Genomic DNA, 24,039 nt, shown 5'->3' on the forward strand with positions numbered 1-24,039 from the left:
TGCAAAAAAAATGTCATTGTGGGTTTAGAGCCCACAATGACATGCAGAAATGGTTCCGGTCTTGATTCTTGACTCTTAATTCTTGACTCTATTTCAGGGCAGTTGGTTTCCACTTTTCCTGTAGCTCCTTTATAAAGTATCCGCCTACAACGCTGCGTGCCTGGAAACCTACCTGTTTACCATCGGTAGTTTCATGCCAATCGCTTAGCGGTACGCGGGTTGGGGTTTCCATAGCGTATTTGTAAACAGGGGCAACAAGGGTTTTAAAATCGTCGTTACTTTTGGCCAGGGTGGCTGTCCATATTATCCAATCGCTTTTGGTATATGTTTTACGGCTATCCAATGGTAAGCCAAATTCGTTTTGTTTGGTGAGATAAAATTTAACCTCGCGGTCATAAACCGATTGCGGGAACAGGTTTAAGCCTAAGATTTTATCCCATACAATATTATATTTCTGGCTCCAGGTTTCCGGCTTTTCAAACACCAGCGAGTAATGATCGCCGGCATCGGCAAGTTTCATCCATTTGGCAACCATTTCTTTGGCTATAGCCCTGTATTTGGTGCCTGTAGCTTTATCGCCCATTAAATCGGCAAGGTGAGCGTAGCAGCCTACGCCTACTATTGCTTTGGCAGATAAGTTTGCATTGCGCGCCAGGTGACCGGCAAAATCATCGGTACACAACTGGTTGGCCGGGTCGCCGCCTTCACGTACCAGGTAATTAGTCCACGCAGTTAGCGTTTTCCAGTGCTTTTTGGCATAAGCCGGGTTATTACCATTTGCTTTAACAATAGCCGCGGTAAGTGCCAGCATATTGCCCGATTCTTCAACAGGCATCCCTTCGCCATAAGTTTGGCCGTTTGCCAGCGGGTAAGTGCCTAAATCATGGGCGGCAAAATCATGCGGAAATTTACCGGTTTCGCTGAAATAGAAAATACCATTCAGCATACCTTCCATCAGTTTTGGGTTATAAATGAGGAATAGCGGCGCCGAAGGATAAGTTACGTCAACTGTGTTAATAGATCCGTTACTGAAATTCTCTTTCGATAAAAACAAGATTTCGCCCTGCGGGCTTTTCACCAATATATGAGCGCTTATTGCCTGGCGGTAAGCCAATACGCAAAGTTTAGCATATTTATCGCCACCTGCTTTTAAAGCATCGTGATACATCAGCGCGTTAAAAGCCGCGCAGTTTTTAGTAATCACGGGGTAATCAGCAGCTGCTTTGGCCAATAACTGATCGATAGTTTTAATTTGCGCGTTTTGCCAGTAAGGTTTTAAGTTTACATGAAAGTACTGAACGGGCGTAATATCATCGTAGCCCAGCTCAACAAAATGTTCAACCGCGGTTTTACCTACTTTACCAAATGGCACTACCGTATTCAGTACCACATCGGTGCCTTCTTTAACGGTTGATTTACTATCGTTGTTAAAAAACGACGTCACGGCTTCATCGCCTGTGCTGATGTACTGGGTGGCAGCAGCCGATTTTGGCGCCGCAACATACATGTATCCCCAATCTATCCGTAAATCGTCGCCGCGTTTTTGTAAAATGGGCTGCTCAACAGTTCCTGCTTTTAACACCGACAAAGTGCTTGTTTCATATTTTTGAGTTGTAACCGGCTGTGATGGTTTGTTACGGGCAATATCCGCAGATGCACCTAAATAAACCTGTACGTTGTGCGCCTTGCCGTTATTTGATTTCACACTGTAGGTAATGTACGATATTGGCCTTGACATCAAATCAAGATTATTCATCAGCAAAGGTGATGTAAACGTTACCTGCAAATCAATTTTGCCGCATTTAAATGCATACATGGTTTGGGTAGCGGTAATCTCAACGTGGGTTTGTTTAGCTACCTGAATATCGGCATGTTGGGTAGGTTTTAGCTCATCAGCAAAGCCGGCATCAAGGGCAGCACCACCACCCGTATTGGTGCAATGCAAAGCCAATACGTTTTCGCCTTCTTTCAGTTTACCCGCAACATCGTCTTTAAGCGGCATCATTTGCAAATCGCCATTGGCGCCGCTGCTTACGTTTATTTTTTCGCCGTTAAGGTAAACTTCGGCTTCATCATCGTGGTGAAGTTTCAGGAACAGTTTATTAATGTCTGTTTTATGAAAGTTAAACACCCGGCGCACCCAAATGTCGCGGCTTGTCCACACTGTTTTACCTTGCTTGGGGTCGTCACTAAAAGGAGCAGTACCCGTTTTCCATGCTGTATCGTCAAATTTTCCGTCGGCCCAGTTATCTGATGGCTTTGTTTCGGTATACTTTACTTCGTAAGGTTTTTCATCGCCGCCGGGTACCAGGGTTTTGTAGTGTACCGGTTCTTTACCCATAAAACGGTAAACCTCGCCATCAACCTTTATCAGGCCCAACAAGGATTGATCTTTTCCTGTCCAGTGATGAGTTGTTGATTCATTTAAATCATCAGTAGACGACCAGATGCTGAAGTACGGATTGTGCGTAATAAGCGGATAAGCCGGCGCCTTAACATCCTGCGCCCGGGCAAACAGCCCCAAAATTGAAATACAAACGGTTAATGGAAACCTCTTCATGTGTTTTAGTAGTATTATTATATAGATTGATAAGTACCAACGGTAAATATTTGGTTTTCTTTTCAATTAATAACCGCTTTTGAAAAAAAGCGTCAAATAGACGATTAATTGATACGAATTGTAGAAAAGATAAGCTGTGGATGTGCAGATGAGCTGCGGATGTGCAGATTTCAAATTTCATATGTGCAGATGAAGGATTATCAGAATCAGAATTTTCAGAATTTAAGAATTAACAGGAATTAATCTGTCATCTCATTTAACATCATCCCTCACCTGAAATTTGCATATCTGCACATCTGAAATCACTGTTGTCCGGGGAAATAAAAAAGGAGGCATAACCTCCTTTTAAAAGAGTAGCTTTAGTTACCACACCAAACTATTCTTTATGCCCAAAGATAATTTTTTTAGCGGACAGCCGGTATTCGCACAATTGCTTAGTTTGATCCCCCGCCATATTGTTTCAAAGCAAAGCCAAAAGTATTCTGCCGATAGGTATTGTAAGTCATTCATGAGTTACGACCACTTGGTCACGATGCTCTACCAAGGCTTTTTCCAATGCCTTTCCCTGCGTGAATTGGTTACGGGGTTACAGGCGAACCGAAGCAGGCTTCTCCATCTGGGGTTGACCAATACCCCACGCAGGAGCACGCTGTCGGATGCCAATAGCAGGCGCCCGGCTGATTTCTTCGCGGCGGCCTATCATCAACTGTACAGATATTTCTACGGAAGTTTACCGGACAGCCGCCCTTCGCTTAAGAAGCTTTTCATTATCGATTCGACCACGATCTCCCTTTTCTCGAATATTATGGGCGGTGCAGGTATGTCGAAAAGCAATGGCAAAAGGAAAGGCGGGATAAAAGCCCACGTAATGATCGATGCGGAACATAATTTGCCCTGTTTTACCTTACTTACGGAAGCCAGGCACCACGACCTTGTATTCCTGCAGGAAGTACAGGTACCGCCAGGCTCTATAGTCGTCTTTGACCGGGCTTATACCAATTATAAACAATTCGAGGCGTGGGGCGCACAGGGCATTGCCTGGGTTACCCGGCAGAAGAATGATGCAAACTACCAGTTGTTGTCCGAATCCCCTGTTTCTACCTATTCATCCGAACAGGGGGTAATAGCTGACCAGTCCCTGCTGCTTGGACGGCATAGCAACAGGCGCAAAGTATCCCTTATCCGGGCCCGCAGGGTCGTTTTTAAGGACCCTGCCACCCAGAAAGAGCTCGCGTTCATTACCAACGAGCCCACTCTTGCGCCCGAACAGATCGCTGCTTTGTATAAAAAACGGTGGCAGATAGAATTACTGTTCAAACGCATCAAGCAGCGATACCCGTTGAGGTACTTTTTGGGGGATAATGTCAATGCTATCCAAATACAGGTCTGGTCTATGCTGATATGCGACCTCCTTGTCCAGATCGTCCTTTCCCAAGTCAACAAAGCCGGTAAACGGAAATGGTCTTACGCTAACTTAGCAGCTATGGTCAAGCATCACCTGATGACCTATATCAACCTGATGGCTTTCCTTTTTGACCCAGAGAAAGCCTTGTTGAACTACAAGCCGCCTGAACCAACTGCGGCTACGCTTTTCTAAAGGGCCTTGATTTTTGAATTACCACTTAAAACTGCCTTGATTTAATTGGGAGCCGGTTTTTTCTGTGTTTATAAATTTCCCCGGACAACAGTGATCTGTAATCTGCACATCTAACACCTACTTAAACAAATCAAAGCTATAGCTCGCGGTGCTCCAGAAATCATCTAAGGCAATGATCCTGGGCTTGAAAAAGCAGATTAGGGCGGGCCAGTCATTTTGATTAAAAACGCTTACGTTGGGCAGCGTTTTGATGATGCGGCTTACCGTTTTGTGATTATCATCGGTAGTGTGCAGTTGCCAGTCCCATTCTTCGCCGATACTGGCGTTAAATACGGTTTTAAGTTCTTTAAACTGATCAAAAATTAGTTCTTGTATACCCAAATCAGGGTGCGAAATTTCGATACCAATAAATGCCGACCTTTTATCGGCCTGCATTTTAAAATGCAAGTGCTTTATGCCCGTTTTATAATTAACCCAGTTAGTGCGTAAACCATCGGCCGATGGTTGCGGCGCAATATACTGGCCAAAAGCCGTCCAGAATGCCTGTTTAATTTGTGATGCCTGATCGCGCGAGTACAATAGTTGTTATATTTATTACGCGGCGAATTTATAGATTATTTTGTGCTTTGTATAAACGCCACCACCTGCGCCTGTTCATTTGCCGAAAGAGGGCCACCGGTATAGTGCCACTTTAATTTGTTGTTATCATAGGTCAGCCGTCCTAAAAAAGCCGGGTTAAGCACATCTTCTACCAGGGGCAGGCTATCCCCTATTTCGGGTGCTATCTCCTGCAGCTCCAGTAAGTGGGCTACACCATGGTTGTCGCCCTTGTATAATGCGTAAACGCCCGTAAAATCAAGGCTGTTGTTTGACGACTGGGTTTGTACCGGCTCAATGATAATACTTATAGGAGTTCCGTTGTCTTTATTAATCTGATAACTTACAGTGCGTGGCATAGTTTAGTTGTTGTTTAATAGTTGTATTACAAGTTAGCGCCAGAATTGTTCGGGTGAATAAGGCTTGAAAACGAAAGTATATTAAAAACTGACCATCATTTTATTGATGATATTAAATTAACAACAAAGTAATGAGGCAGATAAGCAAAAAACTAAAATTATGTTTTATAATTTAGCTTAAAACACTATCTTTGCGACCTGTTAAAAATCCTAATGCGGAAGTGGCGTAATTGGTAGCCGCACCAGACTTAGGATCTGGCGCCGCGAGGCGTGGGGGTTCGAGTCCCTTCTTCCGCACAGCAGTTAAAACCCGGTCAATTTGGCTGGGTTTTTTGTTTAAATATTAAAAACCCGCCGCCCTATAATCTGTTAACTCACAAGCTATTCAACAATGAACAGCCTTAATACAGATTATGAAATTGTTTAAATGTACCAACTGCGGTCAGCTATTATATTTTGAAAACAGCATATGCGAATGTTGCAAAAGTCCTTTGGGTTTTATTCCCGGTGATGTCAATCTGGCCACGCTTGTTCAGGACAATAACGACGTTTATCGTTTACACAGCAATAAAAAGCCGTTATTGGGCGGCCTCATGAGCAATAAAAAGCAATTATTTAAATATTGCAAAAACCATGAGTTTGATGTTTGCAACTGGCTGATACCGGCTGATAGTCCGGATATATTTTGCCGCGCATGTGAATTAAACCACACTGTACCCAATTTAGCCGACCCCGATCATTTAAGGCAGTGGCGGTTGATAGAATTTGCCAAGCACAGGCTTATTTATGCCTTGCTGCAAATGAAATTGCCCCTGATAAGTAAAATTCAGGATGCAGCAAAAGGCCTGAGCTTTGATTTCCTTACGGAGGCGGATGCCGCTCAACCCGTTTTAACAGGGCATGAAGATGGCTTAATTACGCTGAATGTTGATGAAGCAGATGATGAGAAACGCGAGCTATCGCGCAAGCAAATGAACGAGCCTTACCGTACTTTATTAGGGCATTTCAGGCACGAAGTGGGACATTACTACTGGGACAGGCTAATTGATAACAGTGCATTTATTGACGAATATCGCCAATTATTTGGTGATGAACGCCAGGATTACGCCCAGGCACTTGAACGGAATTACAGCCAGGGACCACCCGCTGATTGGAACTTAAATTTCATTAGCACATACGCAAGTTCGCATCCATGGGAGGATTGGGCCGAAACGTGGGCACATTACCTGCATATTATGGATACGCTTGAAACCGCCGATGCCTTCGGGATGACGGTATCTCCCCGCCTTGCCGATAAAAAAAGTAATCTGAAGGCCATCATCAATGTAAGCCCTTACCAACAGGAAAGTTTTGAAACCCTGCTTAATTTATGGTTACCATTAACCTTCGCCATGAACAGCATGAACCGCAGCATGGGCAACAAGGATTTGTACCCTTTTGTAATACCACCAAAGGTGGTTGAAAAACTGGCCTTTATACATAAGGTTTGTTATGCTTCAAGAGTGAATTAGTAAAAGGGCATTGGCTTTAAAATACCGTTGGAAGCTCCGAAGGATGAATGACGTTCAAAACAAGAAGGTTGTGTGGTAAAATTTCGCAAAAGCGCCGGGGCGTGACATTCAACAATAAAATATTGTCATCTGGAATGGCAATATTTTGCGAAATTCTGAAAGGGGAATGACATCGTTAAAAGTGCTGTCATGGTGAGCCTGTCGAACCATAGCGGGCAAAGGCCTCTCCGCGCGACCCTTCGACAGGCTCAGGGTGACCGGCCTGCGCACCTCGAAAGTACAACATGTCATGCTGAGTGGTAAAATTTCGCGAAATTCTGAAGGAGAATGACAATTAAAAATAAAAGACTGTCATCCTGAGGAACGAAGGATCTATTCGCGAACTTTTTTGGCGGTTATGCATGGCGTAGAATAGATCCTTCGCTATCGCTGCCATTGACACATTTGTAACCAACTGATTATCAATTGAAAAAAAGGTGTCATTTACAATGCGATCATTTGCGCGCAAATGAAAATTACTCAGGATGACAGAAAAAGAAACATGTCATGGGTAGGAACTAAGCATCTGTTCGCGAACTTTTCTATCGGTCATGCATAGTTGATAGATCCTTCGTACCTCAGGATGACAGGCAAAGCGAATTTGTCATTTGTAAGTATGAAGGATGTCATAGTTGTTCTATTCTACCCTCCGCACATCCACATTTACGTACATTCTTTGCCCGGCGCCGCTGTAAACCACTCCTTTTAATGGCACTACGTCGGCAAAATCGCGACCGATGGCAGTACGGATGTGGCGGTCGTTAACCAGCATGTTATTAGTCGCGTCAAACTCTGTCCACCCTATATCCGGAATGTATAATGCTATCCATGCGTGCGAGGCATCTGAGCCAAACAGTTTTGGTTTTCCCGGTGGCGGCAGCGTCTCAATATATCCGCTTACATACCTGGCCGACAAGCCTATCGAGCGTAGGCAGGCCAACGAGAAATGCGCAAAATCCTGGCAAACGCCTTTTTTATGGATAAAAACTTCTTCCAGTTTGGTGGTAACATCTGTAAAGCCGGGCGTGAAATCAAAATCATCAAATATGCGCGAATTAAGATCAAGCATGGCTTCCATAATTGGCCTGCCGGGGGTGAATGATTTTAATGCGTACTCCCTGATGCCCTGTATAAACACCACATGGTCCGATTCAAGGTAAAATTGCCTGATGTCACTTTCGGCATCGGTACTTTTCAGCCAGATCACCACGTTTTCCCAGGGCGCTGTATTTTGTGGCGCTGCGCCAATCCATACCGGCTCGGATATTTTAACCTCGCTTTTTATCTCGACAGTTAACCGTTGATGAAATTCTTCTATCGAAAAATAGATGAATTTATTGCTAAAAAAATCCTCCCTGGTCACTACCAAATGCGGTACGGGATGAATTTGGTAGTTTACCTTCTCCACCTCTTGAAAACTGTGATTAACCGGTACCTGGTATACCAGGTTGTGGCATAATGATGCCGGCAACTGGTATTCATATTTGGTAATATGGGTTACCTGGTATTTCATAAGCTTTGGCTGTTGTGAAAACACCGGTTAAAAAATAACTTTGTATTAGCGGTTCTCATAATTCGGGTAGCGCGTTATTGTTTTTCACAAAGCTGTACTGGCTTTGCGTTGGGCTAAAATAACTTTCAAATATAATGGTTGATGCCTGGCTCAACAAGGTAATCAGGTGGTGTAAAAAGCCGTTAAGCTCCTTTTTTCCAAAAACATTGGCATTGGCCGATGGTACCATCTTGTTTACATCGCAAAGCCTAATCATGGTTAATGCCTCCAGCAGTTTTTTGTGTGCTGGGCTAAGGCCGCCTTCTTTATGGTTATCGGGCAAATGAGCCAGGTGCTCATCAATTTTAGCAATTAAAAACGCCACCGATTTTGGATTATCCTCGTTAACCAGCAACAAATTGAGCACACCCGGCAATTGCAGCGTCGACCGGTATAAGTACCGGTACGTAACCAAACTCTCGTTGCACATCAGTACCAGTTCCATCAGCTGTTTCTCTACTTCGGGTGTTACGTTGTTGGCCAATGCCGCCTGTAAAATGATGCATGTATTTAATGATGACTCTAAAAAACGGCCTATGTTAAGTAACCGCCAGCTGGACGCCCTGGTCATGTTATCGTTATTGAGGCCGATAAAAGCCATCAGCTTAATAATAAACTGATCGAGGTTATGGTAAATCTTGCGTAAATCGTTACCGTTTTCCTTCATCAATTCAAATTCTTCGGATATGCTATCCAGAATCCTCCAGGTATCCAGGCTTAAACGATCACGTACGGCATAGCCGTTTGTTAAAAATGATTGCAGGGATTGGGCCAAAGTGCCTGCCCTGCCCGTTTCAACAGCCAGCGACAATAGCTCCTTTTCGGGCTGCCTTAACCTGGTCTGATCGGCTGAGGCAAAGCCGGGTAAAGTACCTGTTACCGCGCTTAAAGTTTTAAGCAGTATTACCAGCGTCTGGTTGGTTTCGGGGTGAATTTCGTCGTCGCGCTCGTTATAAATTTTAAGCACAATTCGCATTAGCCGCACGTTTATAACTGCCCTGTCAAGGTACCGGCCCAGCCAAAACAGGCTCTCGCCGGTACGGCTTGGCAAAATATTTTTTACCTGCCGCAATACCGGCTGATTAACCGCCGGCTTTGCCTGGCTTTGGGGCGATGGCCCCAGTACCCAGGTATCTTTACTGATACCACCCGATTGGTTAGAAATAATAAACTCGCCTTTTGTGGGAAAACTTCTTGATAAACCGCCGGGCATAACATGATAAACCTCTTTATCCATATCGGCTACAATGTAACTCCTGAAAACTGCGTTACAGGCTTCCAGGTTGTTGCCAATTAATGAGGGCGTGGTACTGAAGCTTACTACCTCCTGCGCTACGTATAAATAAGGCCGGGTGTTTATTTCGGTCCTCAAATCATCTATCTGCTTTTTGCTCAGTTCACTGCCAATGTATGGGCGGTTCTCGTTACTCCGGTAAATAGACCGGATAATAAGGAAGGGCAGGTTATCCAGCACGTATTTTTTTTCTTTCTCGTGCCCGCACCACCACGTGGCTACCGATGGCAGTATCAGTTCTTCGTTTAACAGGTGCTTGCACAGGCGCGGCAGAAAAGCCATCAGCCCCGGGTTCTCCAATATGCGGCCACCCAATGGGTTAATTATAGTCACCTTTTTTTGTCGTACGGCCTCCATCAATCCAACCACACCTAAGTGCGAATCGCCTAAAAACTCCAGCGGGTCGCAAAATATATCATCAACACGGCGTACAATAACATCTACTTTCTCCAGCCCTTTTAAGGTTTTTAGCCATACATAGCCATCACTCACGGTTAAATCCTGCCCAAAAACAAGGGTAAAACCTAATGACGATGCCAGGTAGGCGTGCTCAAAGTAAGTTTCGTTGGCCGTACCCGGCGATAAAAGCACTACCCTTGGGTTCTCTTTATTTTGTAAAGCGAGCCTGGTTAGCGTATTTTTTAATGTTTGATAATAAGACGAAATTTTACGTACCTGGTTTTCACGGATCAGATCCGGAAAAACCCTGGTCATGGCAGCCCTGTTTTCCAGCGTGTAACCAGCACCTGATGGCGCGTCGGCACGGTCATGCAGCACCCACATTTTGCCCAGGGGGCCGCGTACCAAATCGGCAGAGTATTGGATAAGCTGGAATTTGCCGGGTATTTTAATTTTATCGGCCTGCCTTAAAAACCCTTTGTGGCTAAATACCAGCTCAAAGGGAATAAACCCCTCTTTAATCAGCCGGCGTTCGCCATAAATATCAGCTATGATCAGGTTAAGCAATTGGGCCCGTTGTACTAAGCCTTTTTCAATATTCTCCCATTCCTGCTGGCTAAATACCATTGGTACAGGGTCAAGCTTCCAGGGACGGTTAATGCCGTCAGGATCGCTGTACACATTATAGGTAACCCCATTATCGCGCAACTCCTGACTAATTTCCCGGCTCCGCTGCTCCATTTTTTCAACGCCCAACTCGTCATAAGCATGTGCAAGCTTTTTCCAATGCTCGCGCACCACGCCTTCGGGTGCGGCAAGCTCATCAAAAAAAGGTTTGGCAGTTTTACCGTTCCGCTCCAGGTAAGTCTCAATCATTCTCCAAATGTCTTATTTTTCCGCTATAAATTTTTGGCATTTTTATATCGCCTCAAATCCATAGTATACGGGTACTCCGGGCTAACTACTTCATTGGTGATGGTATATTGCGGCAGTATATTCATTTTGGTAACAAACCTCCCTCCTGCTGTTTGCTGGGCAACGGCTGGCTCAACCAGGTTAACCGAATGGCCAAAATCAAAAAAGCGGGAAATGATGCGCGATTCGGCTTCATAGCTGTTTACCGGGAAGGTATCATAACTGCGGCCTCCGGGATGCGATACATGGTACTGGCATGCAGCCACCGATTTTTGCGTCCAGGTGTCAAACAAATCAAATACCAGCGGCGTATCTGTACCGATGGTTGGGTGCAGCGCCGATGGCGGTTGCCAGGCCCTATAGCGAACCCCTGCAATATACTCGCCCTGTACACCTGTGCTTTTCAGCGGTATTTTTAAGCCGTTACATAAAAAGGTGTATCGCGAATCGGTAAGGCCCGATATTTTAACCTGAATACGCTCCAGCGACGAATCTACAAAACGGGCGGTACCCGTACTTGACATTTCTTCGCCCAATACATGCCATGGTTCAATAGCCATTTTAATTTCGATATTGATATCATCTACCTGCAATTCGCCCAGGAAAGGGAAACGGAAGCTAAAGAAGGGCTCAAACCAGGATATATCAAATCCATAACCGGCATCGCGCAGGCTGTTTACCACCTCGGTCATGTCCTTATAGCAGTAGTGCGGCAGCAGGAAGCGGTCGTGCAGTTCGGTTCCCCAGCGCACCAGTTTATGGTTGTACGGTGTTTTCCAGAACCAGGCCAGTAACGTGCGGATCAGCAGGAACTGCACCATACTCATGCGGTAATGCGGTGGCATATCAAATCCCCTGAACTCCAGGATGCCCAGGCGGCCGCTTGATGAATCGGGCGAGTAAAGCTTATCGATACAAAACTCCGACCGGTGGGTATTACCGGTGATGTCTGTTAAAAAGTGACGGAAAATCCTGTCAACCAGCCAAAAAGGAACTTCATTTTCGGCCCGGTCGGGAACTTGCTGAAATGCAATTTCCAGTTCATAAAGTGTTTCCATTCTTCCCTCGTCAACCCGTGGCGCCTGGCTGGTGGGGCCTATAAATTGGGTTGAGAACAAGTATGATAAGCAAGGGTGATGCTGCCAGAAAGTTATAAAACTGCGCAAAATATCAGGCCGGCGCAGTAGCGGACTATCAGCCGGTGTTTCGCCACCCAGTGTTACGTGGTTGCCCCCACCCGTCCCGGTATGCCTGCCATCAATATTGAATTTTTCTGTGGCCAGGCGCGATTCTGCCGCCTTTTTATACAGAACGTCATAATTTTTTGCAAGTTCGCGCCAGCTTGCTGCCGGGTGAATATTAACCTCGATAACGCCGGGATCGGGCGTTATCATCATTTTGGTGATCCGGTTGTCGGATGGAGGATCGTAACCCTCAATCAATACCGGCGTCTTTAGCTTTTCGGCTGTACGCTCAACGGCATTAACAAGGTACAAGTAATGCTCAAAATAGCTGGTAGGCGGGAAAAATATAAACAACTTGCCCTGCCTCACTTCAACAACCATCGCCGTTTTAAAAATGGTTTTACTGTTATTGAATTTGGCCCCTGTTTCGGGAATCAAATGATCGCCGTCAGGCAAAGCATCCACATCGGCAAAAAGGCTTCTTTCAGGTAATTCCTCCTGCTCTGCCGGGTCAAAATACTGCACCGAATCCAAAGGCAGGCGCAAGCCCACGGGCGAATTACCTGGCACCAGGAACAGATTTTGCCGCCTGAACGACCATTTACAACTTTGCCAGTTGCTTTGTTCCAGGTCCCATTTGATAGGTACCACATAGCCTACGGGCTCATTCAGGCCAGTATTCAGCAACTCGGCCAATTTCTGGCGTTCCAGCGGAGATTTCAGGTCTACCTTTAGCGGATCGACATTGATGGGCGTTTTACTTTCTTCCCACAGAAAGTAAAAAGGGTCTTCGTAAGTTGGATTAATATTTTTAGGGTCGATGTGCAATTCTTTAGTAAGCAGCTTCATGAAGCTTTTGGCATCCTTGGGGCCAAGGCCGTAATCTTTCGACAGGTCGGCCATTAACGTATCGTTGTTCCACAAGGGCACATTATCTTTACGCCAATAGCAGGCCAGTTTCCAGCGGGGTAATGGTTCGCCAGGGTACCATTTGCCTTGCCCGTACTGCATTAACGCGCCTTCGCCATACTCGTTTTTAAGCTTGTGGAACAGGATATTGGACAGGCGGCGCTTATGCTCGCCATCGGCAGCCGAATTCCACTCAGGCGCTTCATTATTATCTACTGATACAAATGTAGGTTCGCCACCCATGGTAAGGCGTACGTTATTGGCGGCAAATTCCTCGTCAACCTTATCGCCAAGGGCCATAATATCTTCCCATTGCTCGTCAGAGAATGGTTTGGTTACCCGTGGTTTTTCTTCAATACGGGTAATGGTATTTTCAAAATGAAACTCTGTTTCGATGGGGTCGTTTGTATCGCTGATGATACCACCACTAATTGGGGCCGCGCTTTGCGGATCAGGCGTACAGGCCAATGGAATATGTCCCTCGCCGGCAAACAAGCCGGATGTTGGGTCGAGGCCTATCCAGCCGGCGCCAGGCAGGTAAACTTCTGTCCAGGCATGTAAATCGGTAAAGTCCTGTTCGGGACCCGACGGACCTTCCAACGATTTTATGTCGGGCTTCAGCTGCACCAGGTAGCCCGAGGCAAAGCGGGCCGCCAGGCCAAAATGCCTTAGCAACTGCACAAATAGCCAGGCTGTATCACGGCACGAGCCGGATTTAAGTTCTAACGTTTCTTCGCAGGTTTGCACGCCAGGCTCCATCCGGATATTATAGGATATCTCACTGTAAAGCAAACGGTTAAGTGTAACTAAAAAATCCTGGGTAATGGTATTTTTTTTGAGTAACTCGGCGGCTTTCTCTGTTAAATCCATTAACAGCGGGCCGCGCTCGGTTATCTCCAGATAAGGCACCAGGTTCTTTTTTAATGAATCTTCATACTCAAAAGGATAGTGATTAGCATATTCCTCCACAAAAAAATCAAAGGGGTTTATCACCACCATATCGGCAATAACCTCTACATCAATCACAAATTCATTTACCTTCTCCGGGAAAACAATCCGGGCAAGGTAATTACCAAAGGGGTCCTGCTGCCAGTTTATAAAGTGCTTTTCGGGTAATATTTTTAGCGAGTAGCCTTTAATCATGGTACGCGAGTGCGCAGCAGGCCGTAAACGGATAACTTGTGGCGAAAGCGTGATATGTTTATCGTACTTGTAACTTGTAAAATGACGAATTGCTACTTTTATTGACATCGGCTATGTTTTATGTTATAAACATAGCCTATTTACAGTAAAATACGCAATGAAACCGGCAATTATTTATAGATTTTTTAATATTGGCAATATTCAGTATTCCCATTACTATTAACGCTATCGTTGTAGTGAAACTGCGGTGGTAACCTGTGTATTTATCGGACATCTTAGTTCAAAAACACCTCGTCCATAAAAACCCAGGCAGGTTTTCCTTTTGCCGGGTGCCAGGCCGGGACGCTTTTAAGCGGCCTGGCAACCAGTTTTATACAGGATATGGGCTGGCCGTTTTTTAATTTACACTCCAGGTTCATGATGCTATAAGGATCATTTTTAAGCGGTACAGCATGTGTAACGCTCCCTAACAGTTTAAGATGAGATTGATCGGTACCGCCCCATACCTCTACTTTTGCCGGTAAAAATATCTGGGGGCCAGTATTACGCATCACGTTCAGGTTAACACTATGCAAATCTACAGGTTTATTAAACCACATCAGCAATTCCAGGTCTTTTTGCGATGCCAGCCATTTTCCATCGCCAAAATTACCGCTACCCAGTTCTTTATCTATCATTGTTTTGGGCCCCTCGCCTTTGTACTTACTATCGGGATAGGTTAAAAAACTGATACTATCAGGGGTGTAGGTTGATTTGTAAATGTTAAACTGAACCGTATCGCTGCCTATCCAACCGGCTTTAAAGGCCCTGGCGCGTATTACCGTATTTTGCGTAAACAATACGCCCGGTTTATAGGATATAGCATGAATACTATCCGGCGCGCTACCATCTGTAGTATACCGGATATCGGTTCCTTTTATCGGGTTGCCAAGCTGTAAAAGATAACTTTGCTTAAATATTACCGCGGTATTTTTTAACTGCGGACTGGTAAGTTTTAAAGGCCTGCCATCATCTTTAAAACCGGTTAACAGGGTAATGTGCTTATTGGCTTTTTGTAATGGAACAAGATCGGCAGTTTTAAGGCCGGTATCCCAGATGGCCAGTTCGGTAAGGCTTTTGATCGCCGTCAGTTGCTTTACATCGGCAGGGTTTAATTTTACACCGGCCAGCGAAAGGCTTTTAAGCAACTTAAGCGAAGCCAGTTCCTTCAATCCGCCACCGGTAACATCGCTAAAATTCAGATTAAGCCTGTGTAGGTTTTCAAATTGGGCTATCGTTTTTAAATCAGCATCCTTTACCGGCATTTTATTCAAATCAAGCGACACCACTTGTTTCTTTATCGGGCTAAGTTCATCAAGCACCTTGATGTTGTAGGTGCTTTTGTTGTAAATATTAACGGCCAGAGCGGGCGATTCCTTTGCCAGGGGATAAATTACCCGGTAATTATTGTTGAGTTTTTTAATCTCTTTATCATCAGCTGCCGAAAAATCATATACCTCCTCTGCGCTTTCGGCGGGTTTTAATAATGTTGCCGCAATCATCCGGAGTGAATCTGTTGCGGGCAGGTCGATAAACTTTTTCTTAAAATCGGGCTTGTTTTTTACCCAAAGGTAAAGCAGTACTTTTTCTTCGTCGGTTAGTTGCGGTTTACCGGCGGGCGGCATGTGCTTTTTCTCTGATTCGGGCATGTGTACCCGCTGCAACAGCAAGCTCATAGCCGGATCGCCGGGAATAAAAAGTTTACCATTTTTGCCGCCTTTTAATATCGCAGCCTGGCTGGTGAGCATTAGTCCACCTTTCATTTTATCAGCATTATGGCAGCTTTGGCATTTGGCTTCAAAAATTGGCCTGATAACATCCTGGTAAACAAAGGCCTTATCAATGGATACTTTATTCTTGTCTTTATCCATTACCGGCCCTAAAACAAAATCGTCGCCGTGGGTAAGGTTTGCACCAAAATGCCCGGCAACTATCAAACAAAAAACCGTAACCAAAGCCCCTGTTTTGGCCAGCGTAACCGTATATTTTGCTGTGTTACGAATAAGATAAACGCCATAGCCCACAAACGCCACACTGATGCCAAACCACTTATGCCATAACAAATTACCTCCCTCGTAACCCGGCTCGCGCGATAACAGCAGGCCCATGATTACCGTTAACGACGATAAAAGCGCTCCCAGCACCAGTAAATAATTGGTAAAGTTTTGGTAAAGCTTCTCGTTAGCAAATTCGGCCCTGAACCGAAAAAACTCCAGCACCATGGCCAGCATCAATATTACGATAGGGAAATGCAAAATTAAGGGGTGCAACCGCCCAACCGGCTGTAACCATTGCGGCACAACCAGGCTATCGCCGGCTATTAGTAAAACTAAAATGAAAATATTAAGCGCAAACAATGCCCCGTCTGCGAAAGCCCTGTGGTTGCCCTTCATACCAGCAACAATATTTTATTTATCAAAACTAAATAAGCTAAAACGTTTTAAACACATCGATAAAAAGATATCAGCAGTCAAATCTATCAAAACCGGATAAGCTAAAACATTTTAAGCATGTCACTAAAAAGAATCAGCCTTAAAATCAAAATCCTGTCAATCCTGTAAAATCCTAAAATCGTGTTAAGTGATAATCCCTTTTACCACATTTCCGGCAACATCCGTTAGCCTGTACCTCCTGCCTAAGCTTTTAAACGTAAGCTTTTTGTGATCGATACCTAACTGGTTGAGCATGGTAGCATGAAAATCATGCACATGCACAGGATCTTTAACAATATTATACCCAAAATCGTCCGATTCGCCGTAAACCATGCCCGGTTTAATACCGCCGCCGGCCATCCACACACTAAAGCAGCGCGGGTGATGATCGCGTCCATAGTTTGCCTTCTCCAACTTACCCTGGCTGTAATTGGTACGGCCAAATTCGCCGCCCCATATTACCAGGGTTTCATCCAACAGGCCCCGTTGCTTTAAATCGGTAACCAAAGCCGCCGAAGCCTGGTCTACATCCTTGGCCTGCCCGGCCATTTCCTGGGGAAGGTTGCTATGCTGATCCCAGCCCTGGTGGTAAAGCTGCACAAAGCGAACGCCGTTTTCTGATAGCTTCCTGGCCAGTAAACAATTGGCCGCGTAAGTACCGGGAATTAAACATTCGGGGCCGTACATTTTTACGATGTCGTCCGACTCTTTGGAAACATCCATAATTTCGGGCACGGCCGTTTGCATGCGGTAGGCCATTTCGTACTGCTGTATCTTGGTATTTATCTCCGGGTCGCCGAATTGTTTATAGTTGATATCATTTAAAGCGGCCAGGTTATCCAGCATTTTGCGGCGTTCGTGCCGGTTTAAGCCTTCGGGATCGTTCAGGTACAATATCGGGTTTTCGCCGCTGCTGAATTGTACACCCTGGTGTATAGAATCTAAAAATCCATTACTCCACAATTTGGAGTATACCCCTTGCCCGTTGCCTTTTCCCTTAGACAATAATACCGTAAAGGCAGGCAGGTTTTTATTCTCACTGCCAAGGCCGTAGCTTACCCACGAGCCCATACTTGGGCGATTACCCTGCTGTGCACCGGTCTGGAAAAAAGTAAGCGCAGGATCGTGATTTATGGCATCGGTGTTCATCGAGCGGATGATACAGATATCATCTGCGATTTTGCCAATGTGGGGGAACAAATCGCTCACCCATGCCCCCGATTCGCCGTATTGTTTAAAATCGTAAAATGAACCAACCAGCGGGAACGAGGCCTGCTTTGCCGTCATCCCGGTAAGTATCTGGTTGCCGCGCACAGAAGCGGGCAGCTCCTGCCCCATCATTTCGCGCAATTTGGGCTTATAATCAAATGATTCCAATTGTGAGGGCGCGCCATCCTGGAAAAGATAGATCACCCTTTTTGCCTTTGGTGCAAAGTTGGGTATGCCCGGCACAAAATCAGCTTCGGCATCGGCACCGCTGCCACTAAAAAGATCGGGAATAAGTAATGAGCCTAAGGCAAAACTCCCTATTCCCAGGCTTAACCTGGATAGGAACTTTCGCCGGTTTATATTGAGCCTGCTCTCTAAAAAATCTTTTTCCATATCAGGTTTTTGTTATCGCTTCTTCTACATTGTACATAGCATCAACCACTTTCATCATAGCTGCCAAGGTTACTTTATCAAGGTTAGCAGGTATCGGGTATTCGCCAACGCTTAACAGCTTTTGGGCATCAGCCTTGTTCATCGCTTTCAGTTCATCGTTGTAGTAGGCTGTAAGTATGGCCAATTCTTTTTCCTGCGGATGACGGCACATAATCAACCGGAATGCTTTGGTTATTTTATCCTGCGGGCGACTGTTATCCCGCAATAGTCTTGCTGCTAAAACACGGGCTGCCTCCAATACTGTAGGGTCATTAAGCATCACCAAAGCCTGTAAGGGTGTATTGGTGCGCAGGCGTTTTACTTCGCACTGATCGCGGTTGCTGGCATCAAAAATGCCCAGCGAGGCCGGCGGAACGGTGCGTTTGATGAGGGTATACATGCCCCTGCGATAAAGATTGGGGCCATGTACCTGTTTATAGCTGGCCAATTGCCCGCGGCCAGATGTGGCGTTTTCCCACAAGCCGGGCGGCTGGTACGGGTTAACACTTGGGCCGCCAATGGTTTGGTTAAGCAAACCGCTGCTGGCTAAAACCAAATCGCGTACAAACTCGGCGGGTAAACGGCTACGTGGTCCGCGCGCCAGCCAGGTATTCTCAGGATCATCTTTTAACTTATCGGGGCTTATTACAGCTGATTGCCTGTAAGTAGCCGACATCACAATTTGTTTTACCAGCCGTTTGATATTCCAGCCATGATCCCTGAAATCAACAGCAAGCCAATCCAATAATTCGGGGTGCGACGGCAAATCGCCCTGCATGCCAAAATCGCCCGAGCTTTTTACAATGCCTTTGCCAAAAAACTCCTGCCAAACCTGGTTCACAAATACCCTTGCGGCAAGCGGGTTGTTTTTATTAAACAGCCATTCGGCCAAACCGAGGCGATTTTTAGGATAACTGGCGGCAAATGGCAGTATAGCTTTTGGCGTACCCGGCTCAACAACATCACCGTGGGCATCGTAATTGCCGCGTTTGAGGATATAAGTTGGCCGCACTTTATCGCTATCGGTCATGATAGATACAATAAGTTTATCGGTATCCTGCTTATTGATAAACTTCATCACCTTTTTAACTTCATCGTTACTTATCTGCATCAACGGCCGTTTGGCATAAGTTTCGGGCCCGCCTACAACCGACTCAATGCCTACTTCTTTTACATTGTTAAAAAAGGCAAACATCTGGTAATAATCCTTTTGCGAAAACGGGTCATATTTATGATCGTGGCAGTGCGCGCACTCCAACGTAACCCCAAGCAGCGCTTTGCCGAAGGTATTGGTACGATCTGTCACGTAGCTTACCCGGTACTCTTCGTCAATTACGCCGCCCTCTTCGGTAATTTTGTGGTTGCGGTTAAAGCCTGTTGCCAGTAATTGTTCGGTAGTGGCGTTAGGTAGCTGGTCGCCGGCTATTTGCCAGGTAATAAATTTATCATAGGGCAGGTTTTCGTTAAAGGAATGTATCACCCAATCGCGCCAGGGCCACTGGCTGCGGTAATTATCGTCCTGGTAACCGTGCGAATCGGCATAACGGGCTACATCAAGCCAATGCAGGGTCATTTTTTCGCCGTATTGTGGGGTTGCCATTAACTGGTCGACTACCTTTTGGTAAGCGTTGGCGCTGTTATCGGCCAAAAAATTATCCATCATTTGTAAAGTTGGCGGCAAGCCTGTCAAATCAAGCGATACGCGTTTTAGCAAACGCTCTTTATCGGCTTCGGGATTAGGATCAAAGCCTTTTTGCTCCATTTTTTGAAGCACAAAATTATCTATCGGATTTTTAGGCCAGGCTGTATTTTCCACCTGCGGAACCGCATACGAACGGGGCGGCACAAAAGCCCAATGTTTTTCATAGCGGGCGCCTTGTTTAATCCATTGCTTAATCAAGTCGACTTCAAAAGTTGTTAATTTTTTGAGGTTGGATGACGGCGGCGGCATTTGTTCCGAAGTATCTTTGGTTGAAATGCGGCGGTAAACCTCAGACATCATTGGATCGCCGGCAACAAGGGCATGAGCTGTTGGATTATCTTTCAAGGCTTTAAAAGCACTTTCCGGAATATCAAGCCTTAAATCGGCCTGGCGATGTGCAGCGTCGGGCCCGTGGCATTTAAAACATTTATCAGATAATATTGGTCGGATGTTGAAATTGTAGCTAACGGTATCGGGCATTTGCTCCGCATCTGTTTTACCTGCCCGGTTGCAGGCATGTATGATAAACAAAACACAGGCGGCTATTACAAGCCACACTAAATACAACTTCCGGAACATCAGTCTACTAATTGGTTAATTAAGAAATTAAAGTTATTAATTTCAATCGTAATCCGCAATGCGATTTAATGGCACGTCGGTAACATTTCAACTACAGTAATTAACGCAAACAAAAACAGGCCTGACAATAATGCCAGGCCTGTTTTCCTCTTGAATCTTGATTCTAATTTCTTGATTCTTATTGTTTAACCGGGGTGGTATCCGGTGCTTTACCTATCAAATCCATAAACTGATCAAGTTTTGGCGTGATGATAATTTGTGTACGCCTGTTTTGACTTTTACCTGTTGGCGTTGCATTATCCGCAATCGGGTTATACTCGCCGCGGCCGCCTGCAGTTAAACGTTTGGGGTCCACATTATAAGTATTTTGCAGGGCCTGCACTACAGATGAAGCCCTCAGTGTACTTAAATCCCAGTTATTACGAATGTTGGTTTGCTTAATAGGCACATTATCGGTATTACCTTCAATAAGCACATCGTAGGTTGAATAATCGGTAATAATTTTGGCAATTTTAGCCAAAGCCGCTCCTGCTTTATCTGAAATTTCATAGCTGCCTGATTTATATAACATATTATCAGACAAGGAGATATACACAACACCTTTAAGCACTTGTACATCAACCCCCTGCGCTTCTTCCCTGCTTAGGGAGCGGGTAAGATTATTGGTTAACACCATGTTAAGCGAGTCGCTTTTGTTTTTGGTGGCTACCAGGTATTGAATGTATTTATTGGAGGCATTAATCTCGTCAACCAGTTTTGCAATGTTTGCCCCACCCTGGTTATTGCCAGCCAAACATTTATTTAATGCATCCTTTAACGAGTTATTATTTGACCTCTCGGACGCCAGCTGTTCTTCAAGGCTGGTAATCCTGGAGTTTGACACGGCAAGTGCCTGCTCGCTTCTTTGATATTTTACACTAAGATCCTGCGTGCTATTTTGCAATTGGGTGTAATTGCCCTCCAGTTCCTTGTATTTTTTGCTGCTAACGCAACTTTGGGTTACCGTTGCTACAACAAGTACCAAGGGTATTAAATGGTAAATTTTCATATCTGTTAAATGTTTAATAGCCGGTTATAATTATCTATAAACAGCATTGCAACTTACAACAATGCTTTGATTAAAAAGTTTACAACGCAGACTTTGACCGTATTTTTACCTACGCGGGCTAATTTCGTTTAGGGTGCTAAAAACGAATAAACTTTTATATTTGACTATGCCAAACAACAACCCACCTGTTACGGGTAAATACATTGACCCTTTAGTCGATTTCGCCTTTAAAAAAATATTCGGTAGTGAGCTTAATAAAGATTTACTGACCGCCTTTTTAAATGAAGTATTCAGGGGACGGAAGCATATTGTTGACCTGGTTTACAATAAAAACGAACACCCCGGCGATTTAAAAGACGAAGGCTCGGCTATGTTCGACTTACTTTGCACAGGTGATAACGGCGAACGTTTTATAATTGAGCTACAGCGGGCAAAACAAGGGTATTTTAAAGAAAGGGCCTTGTTTTATACTTCCCGCCTCATAAGCGACCAGGCGCCAAAAGGCAAACGAAACGCCTGGGGCTACAACATAGCCGAAGTATATTTAATAGCCCTGCTGGAAGATTTTACGTTGGAAGATAGCCCGCCAAATAGTTACCTGCATGATATTTGCCTGTGCAACAGGGATACCGGTGAAATTTTTTATGATAAACTGGGTTATACGTACATAGAATTAGGTAAATTTGTAAAAGAGGATATCGATTTAGACACCGACCTGGATAAGTGGCTCTATGTATTAAAAAACTTGAGCCGGATGGAAAAAATTCCGGTCTATCTTCGGAAGCCCGTATTTGAGAAATTGTTCAGTATTGCAGAATATACAAACCTGACAAAGGAGGAGAAAACAATGTACGATAGCAGCTTAAAATACAAATGGGATAATAAGAATGTGATTGATTATGCCCGGCAGGAAGGCATGGAAAAGGGTATGGAAAAAGGTGAGTATAAAAAGGCAATGGATATTGCACGCGAAATGAAAAAGGACGGTCTGCCGCTTGCCCAAATTTCAAAATTTACTAAACTTTCTGTTGAAGAAATAGAAAAGCTTTAATTACTCTCCATATAAAAAGGGGGTAGTGATTTTGTCAGCTTTGGAAGCTATTGGCTGCACCCATTCAAATTAGGTTAAATTAGTCATAAGCAAATTTTTGCTTATGAAAAGTTATATCCTTGCCAACAATCGCACTTGATTTTTTCAGACAAAACAATTATCGTTTCTATTGAAAAAGGAGCGCCCAACCAACATTGCTAATTAAGGAAGATGAAGAAAGAGAGAGAAATTTATCTCACGGTATGAAAAGTAGTTATTTAAGGGGCTTGATGGCTGTATTGTTGCTCACAGCAACCGCTGGCTGTGGTTTGGTAAGGTCAATGGGGAAAAATCCGCAAGGAGAAGAACTTGGCCGGTTGAAGGCATTGTCTAATTACAAAAACGGCAGTTTCGAAAACCTGGCCGAACGTTCCGACTCCACTATCAAGCGTAAATTTCTTTTCCTGCACAGCCGCCCAAAAACCATCCGGCCTTCTCACGCATTGCCATGGGTTAAAACCAATTTGAATACACTGGCTGCTCCTGCACCAACTATTGTATGGTTTGGGCACTCCTCTCTGCTCATTAAAACCGGGCAGGGTAATGTACTTATTGATCCTATTTTTAGCAACCATGCAGGGCCGGTACCTGGATTAATTACGGCATTTGCCGGCACGATGAATTATCATGCTGAGGATATGCCCCCGATTGACGTGCTTATCATTTCCCATGATCACTATGACCACTTGGATTACCGTACTCTTAAAAAATTAAAAGATAAAATAAAAATGGCCGTAGTGCCAATGGGCGTCGGATCGGATTTAGTGTACTGGGGATTTGACCCAAAAAAGATCACCGAACTAAATTGGGGCCAATCTGTCACGCTACTTGGTGGCCTCCAGGTTACCGCTACCCCGGCGCAGCACCGCAGCAACCGCTCATACACGCAAGAAAATAAAACGCTTTGGGCATCATACGTGATACAGGCAGGCCATTACCGGTTGTTTTACAGCGGCGATAGCGGCTATGGGCCACATTTTAAAAAAATAGGCCAGCAGTACGGCCCCTTCGACCTGGCGCTGATGGAATGCGGGCAATACAGCCCCAACTGGCCGTGGACACATCTGCTGCTGGGGCAAACCGCCCAGGCGGCCGTTGACCTGCAGGCTTGTTTGATACAACCCATCCACTGGGGTAAATTTGTGGAAGCTAACCATCCCTGGAACGAACCTATTGAAAAACTGCTGCCAGCCGCCGAAAAACTGGGCGTTGAGGTAAATGTTCCGCGTATCGGCGAGCCTTATACGCTGGGCGATCCGCTCAAAACCAAAATATGGTGGGATTTTAAATAAATGATTGGGCTGATGACCTAAACAGCAACATATGCTTTTTTAACGGATTTAATGAAAATGAATCACACAAGCGTATGGCACCCGGATGCACACCCTTTTGTAAACACTGGCCCATTACCGCCATAGGGTTTGAACAAAAGAGTAGGTATCTGAAAAA

General features: G+C 45.0%; 14 protein-coding genes and 1 tRNA gene. 5 read left to right on the forward strand and 10 right to left on the reverse strand.

From position 1 onward, the window contains the following. Positions 1-88 precede the first annotated feature (88 nt). Positions 89-2,560 (reverse strand): glutaminase family protein, encoded by a 2,472-nt coding sequence (locus tag FSB76_RS31750; protein WP_147060737.1) that lies wholly within the window; start codon positions 2,558-2,560, stop codon positions 89-91. A gap of 385 nt (positions 2,561-2,945) precedes the next feature. Here FSB76_RS31750 and FSB76_RS31755 point away from each other — a divergent pair, with 385 nt between their 5' ends. Continuing rightward, positions 2,946-4,157, forward strand: a complete 1,212-nt coding sequence (locus tag FSB76_RS31755; protein ID WP_147052667.1) for an IS4 family transposase — start codon at positions 2,946-2,948, stop codon at positions 4,155-4,157. A gap of 117 nt (positions 4,158-4,274) precedes the next feature. Here the strand turns inward: FSB76_RS31755 and FSB76_RS31760 are convergent, their stop codons facing one another. Both FSB76_RS31760 and FSB76_RS31765 read right to left on the reverse strand, forming a co-directional pair. Beyond that, a complete protein-coding gene (locus FSB76_RS31760; RefSeq protein ID WP_147060738.1) occupies positions 4,275-4,736 on the reverse strand; it encodes a DUF4268 domain-containing protein in 462 nt (153 codons plus the stop codon). Between the two features lie 35 nt (positions 4,737-4,771). Beyond that, complete coding sequence (locus tag FSB76_RS31765) at positions 4,772-5,113, reverse strand: hypothetical protein (RefSeq protein ID WP_147060740.1); 342 nt, start codon at positions 5,111-5,113, stop codon at positions 4,772-4,774. A gap of 215 nt (positions 5,114-5,328) precedes the next feature. Here FSB76_RS31765 and FSB76_RS31770 point away from each other — a divergent pair. Together FSB76_RS31770 and FSB76_RS31775 are read left to right on the forward strand one after the other, a co-directional pair. Further along, positions 5,329-5,410: transfer RNA gene (locus FSB76_RS31770), tRNA-Leu, on the forward strand. Positions 5,411-5,526: 116 nt separating this feature from the next. Beyond that, entirely contained in the window at positions 5,527-6,624 is a 1,098-nt protein-coding gene (locus FSB76_RS31775; RefSeq protein WP_147060742.1) for a zinc-binding metallopeptidase family protein, read from the forward strand. 676 nt (positions 6,625-7,300) lie between these two features. On the opposite strand, the gene FSB76_RS31780 is transcribed toward FSB76_RS31775, so the two are convergent. The 7 genes from FSB76_RS31780 to FSB76_RS31810 all read right to left on the reverse strand — a co-directional run bounded on the left by FSB76_RS31780 (position 7,301) and on the right by FSB76_RS31810 (position 21,500). Further along, positions 7,301-8,176: a transglutaminase family protein gene (locus FSB76_RS31780; protein WP_147060744.1), complete on the reverse strand. Its 876-nt coding sequence runs from the start codon at positions 8,174-8,176 to the stop codon at positions 7,301-7,303. 55 nt (positions 8,177-8,231) lie between these two features. Next, on the reverse strand, positions 8,232-10,784 hold the full coding sequence (locus FSB76_RS31785) for a circularly permuted type 2 ATP-grasp protein (RefSeq protein WP_147060746.1): 2,553 nt from the start codon (positions 10,782-10,784) through the stop codon (positions 8,232-8,234). Positions 10,785-10,807: 23 nt separating this feature from the next. Next, positions 10,808-14,167, reverse strand: a complete 3,360-nt coding sequence (locus FSB76_RS31790) for a transglutaminase family protein (protein WP_147060751.1) — start codon at positions 14,165-14,167, stop codon at positions 10,808-10,810. A gap of 167 nt (positions 14,168-14,334) precedes the next feature. Continuing rightward, on the reverse strand, positions 14,335-16,491 hold the full coding sequence (locus tag FSB76_RS31795; protein ID WP_147060753.1) for a c-type cytochrome domain-containing protein: 2,157 nt from the start codon (positions 16,489-16,491) through the stop codon (positions 14,335-14,337). A gap of 183 nt (positions 16,492-16,674) precedes the next feature. Then, the gene (locus FSB76_RS31800; protein ID WP_147060755.1) at positions 16,675-18,132 is read right to left on the reverse strand and encodes a DUF1501 domain-containing protein; all 1,458 of its coding nucleotides are present in this window, start codon (positions 18,130-18,132) and stop codon (positions 16,675-16,677) included. Position 18,133: 1 nt separating this feature from the next. After that, positions 18,134-20,452, reverse strand: a complete 2,319-nt coding sequence (locus FSB76_RS31805) for a PSD1 and planctomycete cytochrome C domain-containing protein (protein WP_147060757.1) — start codon at positions 20,450-20,452, stop codon at positions 18,134-18,136. 178 nt (positions 20,453-20,630) lie between these two features. Beyond that, the gene (locus FSB76_RS31810) at positions 20,631-21,500 is read right to left on the reverse strand and encodes an OmpA/MotB family protein (protein ID WP_147060759.1); all 870 of its coding nucleotides are present in this window, start codon (positions 21,498-21,500) and stop codon (positions 20,631-20,633) included. A gap of 166 nt (positions 21,501-21,666) precedes the next feature. Here FSB76_RS31810 and FSB76_RS31815 point away from each other — a divergent pair, with 166 nt between their 5' ends. Next, entirely contained in the window at positions 21,667-22,551 is an 885-nt protein-coding gene (locus tag FSB76_RS31815; protein ID WP_147060761.1) for an Rpn family recombination-promoting nuclease/putative transposase, read from the forward strand. Between the two features lie 242 nt (positions 22,552-22,793). Continuing rightward, entirely contained in the window at positions 22,794-23,882 is a 1,089-nt protein-coding gene (locus tag FSB76_RS31820; RefSeq protein ID WP_147060763.1) for an MBL fold metallo-hydrolase, read from the forward strand. Positions 23,883-24,039 lie beyond the last annotated feature (157 nt).

Source organism: Mucilaginibacter ginsenosidivorax, from assembly GCF_007971525.1.
GTDB lineage: Bacteria > Bacteroidota > Bacteroidia > Sphingobacteriales > Sphingobacteriaceae > Mucilaginibacter > Mucilaginibacter ginsenosidivorax.